This window comes from Runella zeae DSM 19591, from assembly GCF_000423565.1.
Classification (GTDB): domain Bacteria; phylum Bacteroidota; class Bacteroidia; order Cytophagales; family Spirosomataceae; genus Runella; species Runella zeae.
Map to the genome: position 1 here is coordinate 1 of NZ_KE384041.1, position 16,775 is coordinate 16,775.

Below are 16,775 nucleotides of genomic sequence, written 5' to 3' on the forward strand. Positions count from 1 at the left end.
CTTTTGTCCAAAAGCGATGAATGAAGTTCTTGTAGTTTTTTCACAAATTTCTAACAAGATTCACATCGCTTTTATTCTTTTTGTCCAGTAATCAGTGGTTTACCTATAATTTCGTGGAAGTGCCAGCTCGTCAGTGGATTAATGCTCGTTTTGGCAAAAAGACATTTGTAGTAAGCCATTAGACTTTGCCCTTTTAAGAGTCATTTAAAACCCTTCTTGCTATGAAAAACCACGTGTGCTTTTGGCACTCAATCGCTATTTGTGTGCTGTTATTATGGTGTCCAATTACCATTTGGGCGCAGGAAAATTCAATATGGGGAGGATTGGAAACCCCCACTTTTCAAACCCTGACTGTGCCCGATGTAGGTACGCCAATGCTGAAAGTTTATGTGAGTAAGAAGGCAAGACAAGAGGTTATGATTCTTCTTAAAGATGCGGAAGGAATGCCTCTTGCTCGTAGAATAGTAAGGGCCTATGAATTTCAGAAAATTGTCCGTTTTGATTTGAGTTTATTGCCCTTTGGTAATTATAGGGTCGAGGTAAGCGACAAAAAACATATTACCACTAAATCTTTTCGCAAAGAGCAGGCTATTTTGGCTAAACCTCTGACTGTAGCGTATGTGGTGGCGATAGAGAAATAAAAAGAGGCTGTCTCAAAAGTTTTTGTTGCCAAATTTTCTTTTGTGTCTATTCAACCTCACGGCAGCGGCCGACCGTCCCCTAAATCCCCCTCTCCTTTCTGGAGAGGGGGACTTTTAAAGCCCTTCTCCTGGCAGGAGAAGGGTTGGGATGAGGTTAAAACCAAAGAATATTTTGTGCCCTGTTACTTTTGAGACAGCCTCTGCATCTTAAAAAATGAAGAGGTTACAACAATAGCAAGTCAGCGATTCTGACTTGATGACCGTTGCCTACCCAGCGTTTGGGTACTAGTTTTAAGTAGCGCAATTGGCCTTTATCTTTGGGAATATTGACGCGTTGGGGGCGTGGATTGGCTTCTATGTTAGAAAATTCTCCTTCTTGGATAAGTTGCCAATCATTACCATTTTGGCTACCATAGAGCGCGTAGTGGGTGATATTTCCTTGTCCATTGGTAGGGTCAGGTACGTATGAAACCCCCTTGATAACTTGACTTTTTTGCGTATCCAGAATGAGCGCATCGGTTCCTTGAGCATTGATATCTACCAGCCAAACCGTTTTGGGATTGTTATCCAAAGCCAACTGTTTCGCATCGGTCGTTGCTTGGTTTTTATAGAGTACCCAGTTTTGGGGCAAAATCCCAAAAGTAACCGTACTGATACGACTTGTACTACCGTCTTTATTTAAGAAAGCGGCACTCACGCTTCCGCTTTCCGTCATTACAAAAGGTGCTTGGTAAGGAGTAGAAGTGGCTGAAATGTCGTTACGATTTTTCTCATAAACAATCGACGCATTTTTACTTTCGCCCACAATATGTACTTGGCCTTTTTGGTCACGACTGATAACGGGCAGGTTTTCTTTGGGTAGTTCGGGCGAATTAAAAACCCCGATGTCGCTGATACAAATGCTAGCTTTTCCTTTGGTAATGCTCACTTTGATAGCGTCGGCTGTTACTTTGGGGCCTTTTACTAGCCGGCTTGCGCCAATCGCTGTTCCTTTGCCAAACAATTGCCATTGGCCTTTGACTTGCGCCCATATTTCCCAATCATCACTTCTGACGCCGAGTTTGATGTTTTCGCGGAGGCGAACGACATCGAAGGTGGTAGGTTTAGAAAATTGTAGGGTGATTTCTCCCGTGGTGACTCCGTCTGGTGTACCCCAATAGCTGTATCGGTCGGTGTCTCGTACATTTTCGGGGGCAAATGCTTGATCGCTACTACGCACGGCGCTTGCTTTTACTTTGGCAGTTGTGGCATAGTTGACGGCATATAAACGTTGGAGATAATTGCCCATTTGTGCCAAAGTGATAGAGTCTGTGGGGTAAACGGTGCCTTTGCGCGAGGGAGGGATATTGAGCAACATACTTGCACCATGCCCTACGCTTTTGAAGTAGAGATTGACCAGATTTTCGACCGACCGCACACGATTGTTTTCGGATTCGTGATAAAACCAGCCCGGACGGATCGAAACGTCACATTCGGCAGGAATCCAGTATTTGCCGTCGCGGGTGCCAAATTGCCCTTCTTCATAGCGCGTTTGGCCAAGACCTGGCTTGTTGATGTCTTCGCGGCCTTTGGGGGTATAAGTAGGCCAACAAGTTTCACCTGCTACGCCCGATTCGTTGCCTACCCATCGTATTTCTGGCCCCAAATCACTAAAAATACAAGCCATCGGTTGAAGAGGCCGGATGACGTTCCAAAGTTCGTCGAGGTTATAGTACGTAATGCGGTCAATTTTGCGCTCTTCGCGTTTGCCCCCATAATACCCATCGCCACCGTTTGCCCCGTCAAACCATACTTCAAATACGGGGCCGTAATTGGTCAGTAATTCGCGCAGCTGATTCTGAAAAATGGTATTGACATAGTGAGGCGTAGCATAATGCTCGTTGTTGCGATCCCAAGGCGAAAGATATACCCCAAATTTAAGACCGTGGCGGCGGCAGGCGTCGGAGATTTCGCGCACTACGTCGCCTTTTCCGTTTTTCCAAGGACTTTTGGTGATGTTGTGCTCCGTAGTTTTGGTAGGCCAAAGACAAAAACCATCGTGGTGCTTGGCGGTGAGAATGATGGCTTTCATCCCCGCCGCTTTCATGCTCAAGACGATTTGGTCAGGGTCGAAATGAGTAGGGTTAAACAACGTAGGTGACTCATCGCCGTAGCCCCATTCTTTATCCGTAAAGGTATTGATAGTGAAGTGAATAAAGCCATAAAATTCTAATTCATGCCAAGCAAGTAGGCGTTCGCTAGGAGTGACACCATAGGGAACAGGCGAGGCTGTTTTTTGACCTATGCTCGTTTTACAACAAAGTAAAAGGCTGAGTAAAAAAAGGAATTTGGATGGGTGGAATTTTGAGAATGAGGGAATCATGAAGACAAAAAGAGATTAATGAATGGTTAACTGTCGGTACTTTTCAGGCTTATTTCATACATACTCTTAACAAGTACAAGGTTAATATGTGTATACACTTACTACAGTGTTAGCTAAGTTTCTTTAAATTTTACCCGCCGATTGGCGCAGATCGAAGTCGCAGACAAACGCAGATGATTGGCTATATGCCCCCTTTTTTCGGCGCAAATCTGCGTTTGTATTATTCAGCGCATTTCTGCGAGCAAAAAATAAAACTATTTACTTAAGGTTGTAAAGCTTCTTTGATACTTACCAATTTGATATTGTGCTCGGCAATCACCTTTTTGACGGCGGCACTCGTGAAGGCTCTGGTCACGCCTTCGCGGTCGTAGGCGACATTTTCATAACCTACGTGGCCGACGCCTTTCATATCGCCGCTATCGTAGCCGGGATGCTCTACCAAATAATGAGTGCCTGGGCCGAGGTTTTTAAGAATATTGACAAGGTCTTGTTCTTTTTGTTCGGGCGATTTGGTGGCTCCGCCAAACCCTTTTACGCCGATAGCTCCTTTAGGGAGTTGAATAGGCAGTTGATATTCCGCTGCTAGTTTTTCGGTCAGGGCTTTTACTTCGGCATTGGCATTGGTGCAGCCCATGTGAGCCGTCAGGTGGCTTGCCCAAGGAATGTATTTTTTGACGAGTTCAATTTGGGCGCGAAATTCACGCTCAACTTCGGCGATATTGATGGTTTTTTGGAGTAAATAAGCACTGTTTTTGAGATTTTTGTTTTCCCAAATAAACTGCGGGAAATAGCCGTCGGCGTCCGTTAGGCTTGGGGCATGAGTGAGAGGACGCCATTTGAGGTTTTCCCATTCACTAGTAAGGCAAAGATGCACACCTACATCGTATTGGGGATGATTTTTCAGAAGTTTGACGGCTTCCATAAACCAAGGTGCAGTAGCCAGAATCTCCACCGAACGACTGATACCGTCGGTATAGACTTTGATACAGGCGTCGTTTGCGGTATGACAGAACCCAATATCATCGGAACGAACGATGAGGCGGATGTCGTTGGGAACTTGTGAAAAAGCCAGATGAGTTGTCAAAAAAAGGAATAAAAAGAAGGCTTTCATTAGATTTTTGGGTGAGGGAGTGACCAAAGCATTGAGGGCGGTTTGCCGCTTGATAATAAAGTCAAGGGATGTTTGTTTTTAACGTAGTCACATCTTACTTTGGTTTAAAAGAAATAATCCGTAGTAAGATGCGGGAAACTTGTCACTTGTGAATATTATTTCAAAAACAAAAATAGTCTATTCTATATACTCGGAGGAGTGTTACCAGAAGAGCTAAGGTATATTGTATTCCGAAGACGTGTGAAAGTAGTTTGTAATCAATCAAAATGTAACTCTATCTGATGAAATGGATTACCCGAGAACGTCCTAAGATTGACCGCATTGCTTGTCCGTGGTTGATAAGAAAGTTTATTGACCCTGATGCTGAGTTTATTTTTGTCCCTTTTGATGAGGTTATTTCTCAGGCCGAAAGGGTCAAAGCCATTCCTTTTGATATTCCAAACGTAGAATTGACGCATTATGGTGATAGGTGTACGTTTGATTATTTGGTAGAAAAATACGGAATTCAAGACCCTGCGATACATATCATTGCATCTATCGTAAGGGGAGCCGATACCGACCGACATGAGTTTGCGGCAGAAGCGGCAGGGCTATGGGCTATTTCGGCAGGGCTGGCTTATAACATTGCCGATGACCACATTTTATTGGAACAGGGGATGGTTATCTATGATGCCCTCTATAGCTGGGCTACTCACTTGCAAGGTTTTAAGCATTTACAGACTCCATTTGAAGATTTGTTGGTGAATGCCGTGCAGAGGGTATTAGAAAAAAGCCCCTCAAGGCGTAAGCCTGCCTGGGCGTTGGCGCTTAAAGAAATGATTCAGGATCAGATAGATACGCAATTGTCGCTCAGTCTGAAAGATGTTTCTAGGGAGCTAGACCTCAATCCTACCTATCTCTCTCGGGAGTTTTCTAAATACTTCGAAAACGTTAGCTATGGCGAATACATCCGAAAGATGCGCATTGAAAAAGCCCTTGATTTGCTAGAAAACACGACTCATACACTCACTGAAATTGCCTATTTGACAGGTTTTTCAGACCAGAGCCATTTTACCCGTATTTTTAAAAAAACAGTAGGCCAAAGCCCTTCGTCGTATCGAGGGCAAAACAAAAAAAGTAAAGAAAATACAAAAGGTTAATTTTGTTCTATTTTATCAGAAGGGATAGGTGAAACTTTGCTCAAACAACAAAAAAAGCAATGTCACAAAAATACTCGCTGAAGGACTTAATACTGTATTTTTTGAAACTTGGTTATGCTGGCTTTGGTGGCCCAGTGGCATTGGTGGGATATATGCACCGTGATTTGGTCGAAAAGCGCCAGTGGATTTCAGAAGAAGAATATAAAAATGGGCTCGCGCTGGCTCAACTAGCGCCGGGACCGTTAGCAGCGCAACTGGGCATCTATTTGGGTTTTGTACATTATGGTGTACTTGGCGCTACTTTGGTAGGTGTTGCGTTTGTTTTACCTTCTTTTTTAATGGTCGTGCTGCTTGGAATGGCCTATCAGCGATTTGGTGGGCTACCTTGGATGCAAGCCGTTTTTTATGGGGTAGGAGCAGCGGTGATTGGCATTATCGCAGTCAGTTCGTACAAACTTACCCAAAAATCCATCGGAAAGTTTTCTCTTCAATCTTTGAAAACAAACTGGCTTTTGTGGAGTTTTTTTGTCGTGGCCTGTGCCGTTACGAGTATCACCAAAGAAGAAAACGCAGGACTATTTGTGATGGCTGGATTGGTATATATGCTGGTCAAAGCACCGCCTACATCTTTGTCAAAAACTACCAATAGCGTATTGTTATTACAAGCAGGCTTTTGGGAATATGATGCTTCTTTGTTGTGGAAAATTGCGCTTTTTTTCGGAGAAGCGGGGGCATTTGTATTTGGGAGTGGACTAGCAATCGTCCCATTTCTGCACGCGGGAGTAGTCCAGCAGTATGGTTGGCTCACAGAGCAGCAGTTTGTGGATGCGGTCGCAGTAGCAATGATTACCCCTGGCCCTGTCGTAATTACGGTCGGGTTTATTGGGTATTTGATTAATGGCTTTTGGGGAGCAACCGTCGCAGCCTTAGCCACCTTTTTGCCTTGTTATTTACTCACAGTGTTACCCGCTCCTTATTTCCAAAAAATTGCTCAAAACAAGTCTATTAAAGCATTTGTAGATGGTATCACGGCAGCGGTGGTAGGGGCTTTAGTAGGGGCGGTGTGTGTGATTGGGCTCCGTAGTGTTGTAGATATTCCAACGGCATTATTGGCACTTGCTTCTGCCTTTGTGCTCATTTACAGTAAAAAAATTAAGGAACCACACATTATTCTTATTGCTGCCTTTATCGGTATTTTGGTTAAAATGTATGTATAATTCAATGAAACAGATTATTCTCATGTGCTTGATTAGCACGTCGTTACTTGCTCAAAATGCCCGCCAAACTACCGACGAAAGTCAGCTATGGGCGGGTTTCTTCAACCAAACACGTTTTTCAAACAAATGGGGCGTTTGGGGCGATTTTCATTTTCGTACAACAGAGCACTTTGTCAAAGAACCTTCCAAAGCTCTCGTCCGTTTGGGGTTGATGTATTACATAAACGATGATTGGAAATTGACGAATGGCTACGCTTATATTAATCATTACCCAGAAGAAGGCCATGCCAACGTATCTCAACCCGAACATCGGATCTGGCATCAGTTACAATGGCATACTAGGTACGGAAAAATTCGTACTATGCAGTGGCTTCGCTTGGAGGAACGCTTTAGACGAAAAATCAAAAATGACAATGAATTGGCCGAAGGATACCGTTTTGATGAACGTATCCGATATAATTTTATGTTGACCATTCCTTTAAGTAAAAAAGGAGTAGCCCCTAAGACGTTATCGGCGCAGTTTAACAACGAAGTCATGATTAACCTCTCTAAAAACAACGTTTACAATGTTTTTGACCAAAACCGCCTCTTTGCCGGGCTTGCTTACAACTTTGATTCTCATACCAATCTACAACTAGGGTATATGAACGTCTATCAGCAGTTGGCAGTGGGGAACAGGTTTAAAAACATCAACGCGATACGCTTATTTTTCTTTCAAAACCTTGATTTTAGAAAACAATCCAATAAGCACTAAAACGATAAACTGTGCTGAATTTCTTCAAAAATCAGCTCTTTAAGTTGCGCTATCATCAAGTCTAAACTTTCATTTACTGATTTGGTTTTGACAACCTGTAAAGCCGGTTGTGGGGTCAAATTATTGAGGGTGTGATACTATTTTGGGTACTGACTCAAAAGGGGACTGAAGTTGTCTAATTGGTTGAATATGATTAGCTTGTGGCATCTAAAGTGGTAGATTGTTGATTTGCCTCTTTTGTTTTACTACCTATCAATCCGTCGATTGATTCAATAATCAAATATTATTCCGTAAAGACAAACAAAAAAATGAAACTCTTCGCGCTACTCATTGGTATCAACGACTATAGTCCTGCCTCGGTCGCTTCCATTCGCCCTCTTCAGGCTTGTCTTCATGATGTGACGCAAATGCAAACTTTTTTGCAGACTTATTACAAAGATTTGCTGCGCGACGAAACCCAAATAATGGCATTGACCAACGCCCAAGCCACGCGTGAAAATGTGATAACAGGCTTCAAAAATCACCTTACCCAAGCCAAAGCGGGCGATGTGGCTCTGGTATATTACTCTGGTCATGGTTCTGAAGGTATAACGGCCGCTGATTTCCAGAAGTTTACTGCCGATTCAAAAGAACAAACATGGGTACTGTACGACAGCCGCGAAGCAGGTAAGTATGATTTGGCAGACAAAGAAATCGCGCTTTTGCTGGAAGAAATCGCCCAAAATCAGCCTCATTTAGTGGTGATTTCGGATTCGTGTCATGCCGGTTCTATCACGCGCGAAATTGAGGAATTTAAGCAATTACAATCACGTTTTACGAGTGGGAGTAACGAGCCGCGCCCCTTGGAGAGTTATTTAGAAGGCGCTTATCTAAAACGCGCGTCGTTGGTAGTGCCTACTTCTAGTCACTTATTGCTGGCAGCTTGTGAGCGCACCGAACGGGCCTGGGAGGCGCAAGGAGAAGGTCAGTTTACGAAGGCTTTATTGAAGGTTTTGAATAAGAATGCAGGCCGAATCCAATACGCCGATTTGTTTGTGCAAGTGCGAGCGGCTATCAAAAGTCAACTAAAAAACCAAACACCTCAGTTGGAAACCCTTGGCAATAGTAGTGCGCGTCAGGGGTTTTTGGGACAGTCAGTTACCGACAGGATTTTGGGAAGGTATCAAGTGGTTTTTGATAAAGTCAGTTTTCAATGGAAAATAGAATTAGGCGCTGATAGGGGAGTTGAACCTACATTGGGAGAAGAAATGCAGGTGAAAATTTTTGAAAATTCTACTGACGAAAACGCCCTTGGAACAGCGAAAGTGAAGGATTTAGGGCTTACTAATAGTGCTCTCGAAGCCGAACCTAAAACTTTAGATAAAGATAAAGTCTACTGGGGAGAGCCTACAAATGCGCTGGCGTTAAGTCCATTTTATGTATATGCAGAGACCGAAACCAAAACCTTGATGGAGAGCGTGAGCACCTCTGAGTCGGGCATCGTATGGGTAGAAACGCCCGCCGCTGCTTTGGTAGAAGTAAAAATGGCAGAGGGGCGGTGGGGGATTTTTCAGCCTTCCACCAAAAAACTCATTCAATACGCTCTGGGGAATGAGGCGGCAGCCCTGATCTGGAATGCGTTGCAGCCTTTGGCACGTTGGCATCGGTTGTTGTCTTTAAAAAATCCCAAAACTAAGTTGACAGAAGAAAGCTTTGATTTGACTTTTGAGATTCAACAAAACAATCAAATCAATGTCCTCAGTGCCGCTACAATTACCTTAGATTTTGAAAATGAGGATATTCCGTTTGAAATAAAACTTACTAATAACACTAAACAAAAATGGTATGCCTCGCTGCTATATATGTCACCCGACTACGGAATTCAGGTGTTTCCCTTAGATTTTCAAACGATTGGCACAGGCCAGCAACTCACTTTGATAGAGAATACCTTTACGCTAACCGACGGAAACGATGAAGAAATAGATACATTCAAATTGCTAGTATCGAGCGAGCCGATTGATACTTTTTTGTTTGAACAAGAAGGGTTAGAAATGGGGGGCGTCATTGATGCTTCACGTAGTTTAGGAAGGGGAATTGGAGGAAACAAAAAATCTGATTGGTTTACCAAAACTACTACGGTGCGTGTGGTGCGAAAAGGAAAAGAAATAGCCGGGCAAGAGCCTATTGTGATGGGTAAAGGCATCGAAATCCAACGCCATCCTTCATTTAGAGGAAATGCAAACTGGGTATCAATTCATCCTAGTACTCGGACTGTGAATGAGTTAGCGATTCGAGACGACTATTTTCGTACGAACCCTTACTACCAAATCGTAAGTTTGGAAGAAGGGACAAAGGGAATCGATGATAAAACTATTTTAGAAATTAGTGATATTCAAAATCAAGAAACGCTGATCGAGAATCCATTGGTAGTAACGGTACAAACCACGGAAGAAGAGGAAGTAAGTTTGCCTATGTTTTTTGACGGGGAGGATTTTTTGCCTTTGGGGAAAACCACTATCGACCAACAAGGCAATCTTAGGTTGGAAATCACGCATATTCCTGATGAAATAGAGGCGGCTAAAACCCGTAGTTTAGGCTCAGCACTGAGAATGGTAATAGTAAAGTTTGCCAAAAAGGTAGGTTTTAAAGGGGAGACGCAGCTGCTACGTTGGGTAGACTATAGTGATACCAACAAAGCCAAACGAGTTTCTGAGGATTTGAAGGAGAAAATCGCAAAAGCCGATAAAATTTTACTGCTGATTCACGGTATCATTGGTGATACTGAAGAAATGGCGGAGACATTCCGCATGGCTACCACCAAAGACTATGATTTGGTACTTACCTACGACTACGAAAACCTGAACACGCCTATTGAAGAAAATGCGCGTATTTTGAAGAAAAAACTCCAAGCAGTAGGGTTTGGTAAAGAAGACGACAAGAAGCTGGTTTTGGTCGTTCATTCGATGGGAGGACTAGTGGCGCGGTACATGATAGAACGCTTGGCGGGCGACGATTTTGTGGACAAACTCATCATGGCAGGGACGCCCAATGGCGGCAGTAAGTTTGGAGATGCTCCGAGTTATGTCAATTGGGCGGCGATAGTATTAGGGTTCGGAACTCGCTTCTTTCCGCCCCAAGTAGGCGCAGTGACAGGTTTTTTGTCAGGTTTACTGAAAGGAGCCAATGATGTACTACTCAAGGCATTGAGCCAAATGAGTGCTGACGATAGTTTTATTCAAGATTTGAACGAAGGTCATCCGCCTACCATTCCTTACGTAGTATTTGGGGGAAATTTAGAGGCTTATTTAGAAGCCAATGATAGTGAGACATTTATGGAAAAAGTACTAGCACAAGTGGGCGAATGGGTGTATAAGCATGAGGACAATGATATTGCGGTTAGTTTAGAAAATATCTTTAAAGTGCGCAACACTCTTACGTATGAAGTGGCTTGTCATCACCTCAATTATTTTGTAGAGCCTACTTCAGTAGAGGCATTGGAAAAGGCCATTGGAGAAGGGATATAAAAATTAGCTTCCCTTCCGCAGATAAATCTAGCCGAAGGGAAGCGCTGGTTTTTAAGTGATTATTTTTTTATCCAATTCAATACATACGCTGCTACTTCTTCCCAGCCTTTTTCGCCCGCGATAAAGTGGCTTTTGCCTTCAAATTCCTTAAAATCTACGGTGCTGTTGGGATCTTTGTAGGAAGCAGCGATGCGTTTGGTAAAGGTCGAGTGGAATATGTTGTCTTTTGAACCTCCAATAAACAGGAGTGGATTGTGCGGTTTTTTGAAGTTGATGTTGGCAAATGAGTCAAGGAGCGTACCCCAAGCAATTTTTCTACTTTCGGGAACTGCGATTTTATCGTACAAAAGGTCACTTTCTTCGCGCGAGTAATTGTTGAAGAAAGCCCGGTGATACCATTCTTTTGTACCTAAGTAAGGTGTGCTACCTTTGAAAATATTAACCACGGGCAACACCATTTTGATAGTAGCCCAGGGTGCCAATACATTTTTTGGAGGCGCGCCGTCGATACTTACACCCGCTACGGCTTTGTCCATTTCGATGAGTTTCTGAACTACCAAACCTGCCAAAGAGTGTCCTATAACAATAGGTTTTTCGGGCAAAGTATCAATCAATTTGACGATGTTCATGACCACATCTTCAAAACTTGTTTTGGTAAGGTCAGGGTGGATATTAGTGCGGAGTTGAGCAGGGACACCTTCGTGGCCGGGGTTGGCTGGCGTATATACTTTGTAGCCTTGTGCTTCAAAATAAGTTTTCCATTGAGCCCAGCTTGTGTTGTTTACAAATAGTCCGTGAATAAGTACGATTGTGTTTGAAGATTTCATTGTAGTAAGTGTTTTTGTGTTTTGATGATACAAAGGTCACACCTACTACTGTCAATAATTTTAACCCAAGTTAAAATCGAATTATTGGCGAGAAATTCTTTTTCGGATACGACTCAACGAAGGCCCTTGAATCCCTAAATAAGAAGAAATATGATAGAGTGGTACATTGTTGAAAATATCGGGATGTTGGCGTACCAAATCAAGATAGCGTTCTTCGGGCGATTTAAACAAAAATCCTTCTAGGCGGGTCATCGTGACATTGAAGGCTTCTTGGGCTAGGAGTCTGCCGAAGGTTTCCCATTGGTGAGACTGTTGGTATAAAGAAATCAAGTCAAGAATATTGATGTAGATAATACTAGCATCGGTCAGGGCTTGGGTGTGATAGTCGCAGGGGATTTGGTTGACAAAGCTCTTGAAGCTTACCACAAAGCCATTGGAAGAGTAAAGAAAAACGTTTTTTTCTTCGCCTGTTTCTTCATTGACGGTGTAAGACCGAAACACGCCCGACGTGATAAAACCCAAATCTTTGCAGATATTGCGGTGGAGGTTATAAAATTCTCCTTTTTTGTAGGTTTTGTATTTCCAATAAGGAATTGATAATGCAAATTCTTCGGGAGTGATACCTGCAAATTGCTGTAAAGCGTATTGCAATTTGTCTATTTCAGTCATCGTATTTTTTATCACAAGATAGTAAAATTGTTTTGGTTGATGAAAAAAATGGTGCTAGTGCTATGAGTCTGAAATAGGCGATTCGGTGGCAATATTGAGAATAAATCCTACCTACCCGAAACACATTGTCGATGCTAATACGTGAGTCGTGTTGGAGCATTTTACGGAGTTTAGAAATAAAGACATCGAAACTGCGGCCTAAGAAATAATCTTTTTTGCCATAAATCTTTTCGACTGCTTCGTCGCGGCGCAAGATTTGATTTTGGTGTTGGCATAGCAATTTTAATACTTCATTTTCGGTCTCGGTGAGTCGCCAAGTTTCGGTGCCAAAAGAAAGTTCTTGTCTTGCATAATTGAACGTATATGCTCCGAGTGTAAAAGACTGTTGGGTAGCTATGGCAGACCTTGCAATTTGACGACGCAATAAAACCTTGATGCGACAGAGTAGTTCGTCTTCGTCAAAAGGTTTGGTGATATAATCTTCGGCGCCAAGTTCGAAACCTTTGAGTTTGTCATCTTTAAGTGACCGTGCCGTCAAAAACAAAAAAGGTGGTGGGGGTGTATGGGCTTGGCATTGTTGTGCAAGCGTAAAACCGTCCATTTTGGGCATCATCACATCCAGTATACACAGGTCAAAGTTATTTCTTTGCAGGGCTGCTAAGCCGCTTTCGCCATCGCGGCATAGTTTAACTTCAAAACCGTTGTCTTCTAAGAATTCACTCAGTAGAAAACCCATACTTAGGTCATCTTCAACAAGTAGTATTTTAGGAATGGCTGTCATTTTTATATTTTGAGTGAGAGACTCAGACCGTTGGGAGAAAAACTTCGAATCGACTACCGCGATTTTCTTCGCTGCCTACGCGTACAAATCCCTTGTGTAATTCAATCATACTTTTAACGTAAGCTAGACCCAGCCCAAAGCCCTTTTGGGTATGTTGATTGCCTTGGGGGATTCGTTGAAATTTTTCAAAGATTAGTGTTCGATGCTCGGCAGGGATACCGATGCCGTTGTCATGCACCGTCACTACGATTCCTTTATGCTCAGTTTTGGCCGAAATATGAATGATAGGCCGCTCTTTAGAGTATTTGAGGGCATTATCAATCAAATTTCTAAATACATTTACAAGGTGTTGTTTGTCGCCTAAGACATTGGTATGCTGCGGGATTTCTTCCAAAGTAATTTTTGCTTGATATGCGGCGAGAGGCATGGCCATTCCGTTTACGGCTGTTTCTAAAATGGTTTCAATCGAAATGAGTTCCTTTTCTAGTACATAATCCCCATTTTCGACTTTGGCTAAGTGCAAAACGCGCTCTACTTCCTGCAACAGTAGTTTGTTTTCTTGGCGTATCACATCTACTAAGCGGCTGTCTTTGAGTTCGTTGTGTTTTTTTGTTAACATATTTACTGCCAAGCCTATGTTGCTAAGGGGAGTGCGAAACTCATGCGCCATATTATTGAAAAAATCTACGTTGGTTTGCAGGAGTCGTTTTTGTTTCATCAATGACCAATTTACAAACAAAAGCACTGCCGTAATAAAAAACAGAATAAGGGCCGTGGCTAGCATCATGACATTCATACTTTTGAGGATGAATGTTTTTTTATTTGGAAAACGCATACTTAAGTAAGCTTCATCACCTCCCAATGAAGGGAGCAAAATGGCGGTTTGGTATACGTCAGGTTGGCATTTTTTGGTACGAGAAAGGCTTAATTGATAGTCTGCATCAATTTGATAAAAAAGTAGCGTTTTGTCAAGCTCGGCTCGGAAATCGGGCTTGTCAACCAATCCAACGGGAAGATGAGATACGTTTTTAAGAGCTAGATTGCCAGAACTGCCCGTAACAGCGCATTTGCCGCCAGCGCACAAGGTTCCTCCTTGGTAGGTTTTGATGGTAGAGCAAAGTGCCATCGATACGCGTTGACTAAAAATCTCTTCTGACAATTGCCACGAATGCCGCATCCAGATGACTTGTACCACTGCCAGTGCCGCTACCCCCAGTGCCGAAGCAATCAGAATGATTGATAGATTATTTCGCTGAATCTTCATAATACATTACTTAGCAATATGCTCCGCGCGGGCGGCCCCGTAGGCCGTAAGCCATAAGCTTTTTATTAAAAAGGGTTTTGATTTGTCTAAAAACCTCATAAAAAATACCTACTGCTTACAGCTTATTGCTTAGGGCTAAGTAGTTATACAAAAATAACATCTCTAGCACGAATCTTGCACTACAATAACAACTCTATAACAAGTGAGTAACATTCAGATGACACCTTGCTGAGGGTGTGGCTTGTACCTTTGTAACGTCAAATAAATCAATGTTTTACTAATTAACTATTATCAATCATGAAAAAAGTCCTCTTTTCAGTTTTGCTTTTGGCAGGAGTTGTAGCTACCGAAATCTATGCTCAATCTAATCCTAACTGCGACAAAAAATGCTGCAAGTCTACTTGTGATAAAACAGAGGCTTCGGCTAAAGTAGCTAAAGCAGAAGACAAAGATTGTCAGACATCTTGCACCAAAACAGCCAATGCCAAAAACAAAACAGCAACTAAAACAAAGACTGAAAGCACTGCTTTGGCTAAGTTGAAGTAAGCTTCAGAAATGAAGAAAACCGTTTTGATAGGTGATTTTCAATTGCTTATCAAGACGGTTTTTGTGTAAAATCATCATTTCGTCTATCGATGATTTTACCAAGTACGAGGGAAAGCTGCTTGGCCAAGGCTTCGGTACTTTCGTAAATAATTTGATAATCACTGATACCCGATAATGTAGTAGAATGCTCGGCATTGTGTTGCCGCAAATAAACGACCGGCTTGTTTTGGGCTTTGGCGTATCCTGCTTCTATACCAATTCCGATGCCTTTGTGGGTAGTTTCGGCCAATAATATATCGCAGTTGCTGATGTCAGTCATCACTTGCTGTATCATTTGCTTTTCTTGCGTAGCATCGAATTGGTAGCGGTCAACAAAAACATGAGGTTGAAAGTTGAATTTGCGCAGTACTTCAACAACTATAGTGAGTTGATGGTCGAGCTGATGTCTTTGTCCAAAACTGATAGCAATGTAGGCCGTCATAAGAGTGAGGATGAAAATAGTGATCAGCAAGCCTTATTCAACGCTTCTGATAAGGTTCCTACAAAATGCACAAGTTGGCTTTGGTTGCTTTCATAGATGAAATCACGGATACTTTTGCTGGTGTAGTTGGAGAAGGTCCCGATGATAGCCAATTTCATTCGATAATTAGAAAATTTTTGGAGGATTTCTCCCGCTAATCCGTTTTTGAGGTCGAAAAAGTCGGGCGTGATGTGATGCTCATACAAGATGATTTTGTCAAATCCTTGGTAGTACAAATCACCCAATAGATTTAAACCGTCTTCGTGGGTTTGGATGAGTAATTTGTCAGAGATGAGTTCGGCAATTTTTAAGCCGTTGGTTTCATGGGCTGTAATGGTCATTTCTTATATTTTAATAAGTTTGGCTTCTATGATAGCTCGATTGAGTCCTTGCCAAGTCATAGTAGATTGTTTTGGAATTGTCTTAATCGAAAAGTTTTCACCCAAAAATCCAATAGTAGTCAGGTAGCTCATTTCGGCTTGTGGGAGGGGAGAATTTGTTTTTGAAAGCCCTAAATTAATGGATACCACACCTTGCGAAAGAGATTCTTTGGAAGTATGTGGATAGAATTGGATATGAAGAGGAATGGTTTGATTTCGAAATAGGAGCGTACCTTCAAGAGTCAAGAGGCGGTCATCGGATTGTTGAGTAGCTGGTTGGATATGTAATGTGGCTAGATTTTGAAGTAGGGTGTCGGCGATGATTCCAGTGGAATAATTTATATCTACAAGCTCACTATGTTGGATTTGGGCATGTTTAATCTGCCAAGTTCCTGAAAACTGCTCTCTAAACTCCTCAATCATTTTCATTTGCTCTTCTTGAAAAGAAGGCAAACGGGCTTGTTGACATGATAAACAACATGACAAGATTATCGTGGAAATGACGGTATGAATTTTCATGGATGTAAGGTTGTTTCTTGAGTATACGAAAATATACCTTTTTCATATACATATACAAGCTTTCAAAGCCAAAAATCAAATAAACTCAAAACAACTGTAGCCTTCTCTGTAGTTGTAAGTAAGCCTTACCCATTTCGTCCCGACATCATGTAGGGACGAGCGGTGGCTTGACCCAAACTACGATTTGGGTCAAAAATGGTGTTGCGTCTCCGACGCCAAGCACAAAAATTGTCTTTCTTCTTTCATAACTCGCTGAACTCCTATCTCTAGAGTCCGAAAGAAGTCTTCACTAAGAAAGTAGTAACTATTTAAAAATCAGTTTTTTGGGTCAAGATTCAGAGTCTTCTTATTGTTATAGTTTGCCTAATTTATCATAAAGTCGGAGACTTTATTCCTATTTTGTGCCGACATCATGTCGGAACGAGCGATAGCTTGACCCAAACTACGGTTTGGGTTAAAAATGGTTCTGCGTCTCCGAGGCCAAGCACAAAAACTGTCTCTATTCTTTCATAACTCGTTGAAATCCTAGCTCTAGAGTCCGA

The 16,775-nt window shown here is 42.4% G+C and carries 15 protein-coding genes; 6 read left to right on the plus strand and 9 right to left on the minus strand.

The genetic code is table 11. The features are described from left to right. Nucleotides 1-221 precede the first annotated feature (221 nt). Nucleotides 222-641, plus strand: a complete 420-nt coding sequence (locus tag G563_RS0127020; protein ID WP_028668081.1) for a hypothetical protein — start codon at nucleotides 222-224, stop codon at nucleotides 639-641. 223 nt (nucleotides 642-864) lie between these two features. Here the strand turns inward: G563_RS0127020 and G563_RS0127025 are convergent, their stop codons facing one another. Together G563_RS0127025 and G563_RS0127030 are read right to left on the minus strand one after the other, a co-directional pair. Next, complete coding sequence (locus G563_RS0127025; protein ID WP_037328358.1) at nucleotides 865-3,003, minus strand: alpha-L-fucosidase; 2,139 nt, start codon at nucleotides 3,001-3,003, stop codon at nucleotides 865-867. A gap of 262 nt (nucleotides 3,004-3,265) precedes the next feature. Beyond that, nucleotides 3,266-4,114, minus strand: coding sequence for a ChbG/HpnK family deacetylase (locus G563_RS0127030; RefSeq protein WP_028668083.1), 849 nt, complete (start codon nucleotides 4,112-4,114; stop codon nucleotides 3,266-3,268). A 281-nt stretch (nucleotides 4,115-4,395) separates the two neighbouring features. On the opposite strand from G563_RS0127030, the gene G563_RS0127035 reads away from it, so the two are divergent. The 4 genes from G563_RS0127035 (at nucleotide 4,396) to G563_RS0127055 (ending at nucleotide 10,727) form a co-directional block, all read left to right on the plus strand. Further along, nucleotides 4,396-5,253: a chromate resistance protein ChrB domain-containing protein gene (locus G563_RS0127035; protein WP_028668084.1), complete on the plus strand. Its 858-nt coding sequence runs from the start codon at nucleotides 4,396-4,398 to the stop codon at nucleotides 5,251-5,253. Nucleotides 5,254-5,312: 59 nt separating this feature from the next. Further along, a complete protein-coding gene (locus G563_RS0127040; protein ID WP_028668085.1) occupies nucleotides 5,313-6,470 on the plus strand; it encodes a chromate transporter in 1,158 nt (385 codons plus the stop codon). A gap of 4 nt (nucleotides 6,471-6,474) precedes the next feature. Beyond that, nucleotides 6,475-7,224: a DUF2490 domain-containing protein gene (locus G563_RS0127045; RefSeq protein WP_051211241.1), complete on the plus strand. Its 750-nt coding sequence runs from the start codon at nucleotides 6,475-6,477 to the stop codon at nucleotides 7,222-7,224. A gap of 308 nt (nucleotides 7,225-7,532) precedes the next feature. Next, complete coding sequence (locus G563_RS0127055) at nucleotides 7,533-10,727, plus strand: DUF7379 domain-containing protein (protein ID WP_028668087.1); 3,195 nt, start codon at nucleotides 7,533-7,535, stop codon at nucleotides 10,725-10,727. A gap of 59 nt (nucleotides 10,728-10,786) precedes the next feature. Here G563_RS0127055 and G563_RS0127060 read toward each other — a convergent pair whose 3' ends face one another. From G563_RS0127060 to G563_RS0127075, 4 genes are all read right to left on the minus strand, one after another. Then, entirely contained in the window at nucleotides 10,787-11,554 is a 768-nt protein-coding gene (locus G563_RS0127060) for an alpha/beta hydrolase (RefSeq protein WP_028668088.1), read from the minus strand. 81 nt (nucleotides 11,555-11,635) lie between these two features. Beyond that, a complete protein-coding gene (locus G563_RS0127065; protein WP_028668089.1) occupies nucleotides 11,636-12,223 on the minus strand; it encodes a Crp/Fnr family transcriptional regulator in 588 nt (195 codons plus the stop codon). Continuing rightward, nucleotides 12,216-13,004: a response regulator transcription factor gene (locus tag G563_RS36010; RefSeq protein WP_063828448.1), complete on the minus strand. Its 789-nt coding sequence runs from the start codon at nucleotides 13,002-13,004 to the stop codon at nucleotides 12,216-12,218. The genes G563_RS0127065 and G563_RS36010 overlap by 8 nt, the downstream gene beginning before the upstream one ends. A gap of 22 nt (nucleotides 13,005-13,026) precedes the next feature. Beyond that, on the minus strand, nucleotides 13,027-14,268 hold the full coding sequence (locus G563_RS0127075; protein WP_028668090.1) for a sensor histidine kinase: 1,242 nt from the start codon (nucleotides 14,266-14,268) through the stop codon (nucleotides 13,027-13,029). 297 nt (nucleotides 14,269-14,565) lie between these two features. Here G563_RS0127075 and G563_RS0127080 point away from each other — a divergent pair, with 297 nt between their 5' ends. After that, on the plus strand, nucleotides 14,566-14,814 hold the full coding sequence (locus G563_RS0127080; protein ID WP_028668091.1) for a hypothetical protein: 249 nt from the start codon (nucleotides 14,566-14,568) through the stop codon (nucleotides 14,812-14,814). Between the two features lie 49 nt (nucleotides 14,815-14,863). Here G563_RS0127080 and G563_RS0127085 read toward each other — a convergent pair whose 3' ends face one another. Genes G563_RS0127085 through G563_RS0127095 form a run of 3 tightly spaced genes read right to left on the minus strand, consistent with a single transcriptional unit; the run spans nucleotide 14,864 to nucleotide 16,233 of the window. Then, nucleotides 14,864-15,295 carry a nucleoside 2-deoxyribosyltransferase gene (locus tag G563_RS0127085; RefSeq protein WP_037328361.1) on the minus strand — a complete coding sequence of 144 codons (432 nt, stop codon included), beginning with the start codon at nucleotides 15,293-15,295 and terminating at the stop codon, nucleotides 14,864-14,866. A gap of 23 nt (nucleotides 15,296-15,318) precedes the next feature. After that, nucleotides 15,319-15,675 carry a DUF4180 domain-containing protein gene (locus tag G563_RS0127090; RefSeq protein ID WP_028668093.1) on the minus strand — a complete coding sequence of 119 codons (357 nt, stop codon included), beginning with the start codon at nucleotides 15,673-15,675 and terminating at the stop codon, nucleotides 15,319-15,321. A gap of 3 nt (nucleotides 15,676-15,678) precedes the next feature. Then, nucleotides 15,679-16,233, minus strand: coding sequence for a hypothetical protein (locus G563_RS0127095; protein WP_028668094.1), 555 nt, complete (start codon nucleotides 16,231-16,233; stop codon nucleotides 15,679-15,681). Nucleotides 16,234-16,775: the final 542 nt, after the last annotated feature.

What these genes read in the sequence shown, in the direction of transcription:
- G563_RS0127030 (WP_028668083.1), bottom strand. Translation starts at nt 4,114, where the DNA reads ATGAAAGCCTTCTTTTTATTCCTTTTTTTGACAACTCATCTGGCTTTT.
- G563_RS36010 (WP_063828448.1), bottom strand. Translation starts at nt 13,004, where the DNA reads ATGACAGCCATTCCTAAAATACTACTTGTTGAAGATGACCTAAGTATG.
- G563_RS0127055 (WP_028668087.1), top strand. Translation starts at nt 7,533, where the DNA reads ATGAAACTCTTCGCGCTACTCATTGGTATCAACGACTATAGTCCTGCC.
- G563_RS0127025 (WP_037328358.1), bottom strand. Translation starts at nt 3,003, where the DNA reads ATGATTCCCTCATTCTCAAAATTCCACCCATCCAAATTCCTTTTTTTA.
- G563_RS0127060 (WP_028668088.1), bottom strand. Translation starts at nt 11,554, where the DNA reads ATGAAATCTTCAAACACAATCGTACTTATTCACGGACTATTTGTAAAC.
- G563_RS0127065 (WP_028668089.1), bottom strand. Translation starts at nt 12,223, where the DNA reads ATGACTGAAATAGACAAATTGCAATACGCTTTACAGCAATTTGCAGGT.
- G563_RS0127090 (WP_028668093.1), bottom strand. Translation starts at nt 15,675, where the DNA reads ATGACCATTACAGCCCATGAAACCAACGGCTTAAAAATTGCCGAACTC.
- G563_RS0127075 (WP_028668090.1), bottom strand. Translation starts at nt 14,268, where the DNA reads ATGAAGATTCAGCGAAATAATCTATCAATCATTCTGATTGCTTCGGCA.
- G563_RS0127035 (WP_028668084.1), top strand. Translation starts at nt 4,396, where the DNA reads ATGAAATGGATTACCCGAGAACGTCCTAAGATTGACCGCATTGCTTGT.
- G563_RS0127095 (WP_028668094.1), bottom strand. Translation starts at nt 16,233, where the DNA reads ATGAAAATTCATACCGTCATTTCCACGATAATCTTGTCATGTTGTTTA.
- G563_RS0127045 (WP_051211241.1), top strand. Translation starts at nt 6,475, where the DNA reads ATGAAACAGATTATTCTCATGTGCTTGATTAGCACGTCGTTACTTGCT.
- G563_RS0127020 (WP_028668081.1), top strand. Translation starts at nt 222, where the DNA reads ATGAAAAACCACGTGTGCTTTTGGCACTCAATCGCTATTTGTGTGCTG.
- G563_RS0127040 (WP_028668085.1), top strand. Translation starts at nt 5,313, where the DNA reads ATGTCACAAAAATACTCGCTGAAGGACTTAATACTGTATTTTTTGAAA.
- G563_RS0127085 (WP_037328361.1), bottom strand. Translation starts at nt 15,295, where the DNA reads ATGACGGCCTACATTGCTATCAGTTTTGGACAAAGACATCAGCTCGAC.
- G563_RS0127080 (WP_028668091.1), top strand. Translation starts at nt 14,566, where the DNA reads ATGAAAAAAGTCCTCTTTTCAGTTTTGCTTTTGGCAGGAGTTGTAGCT.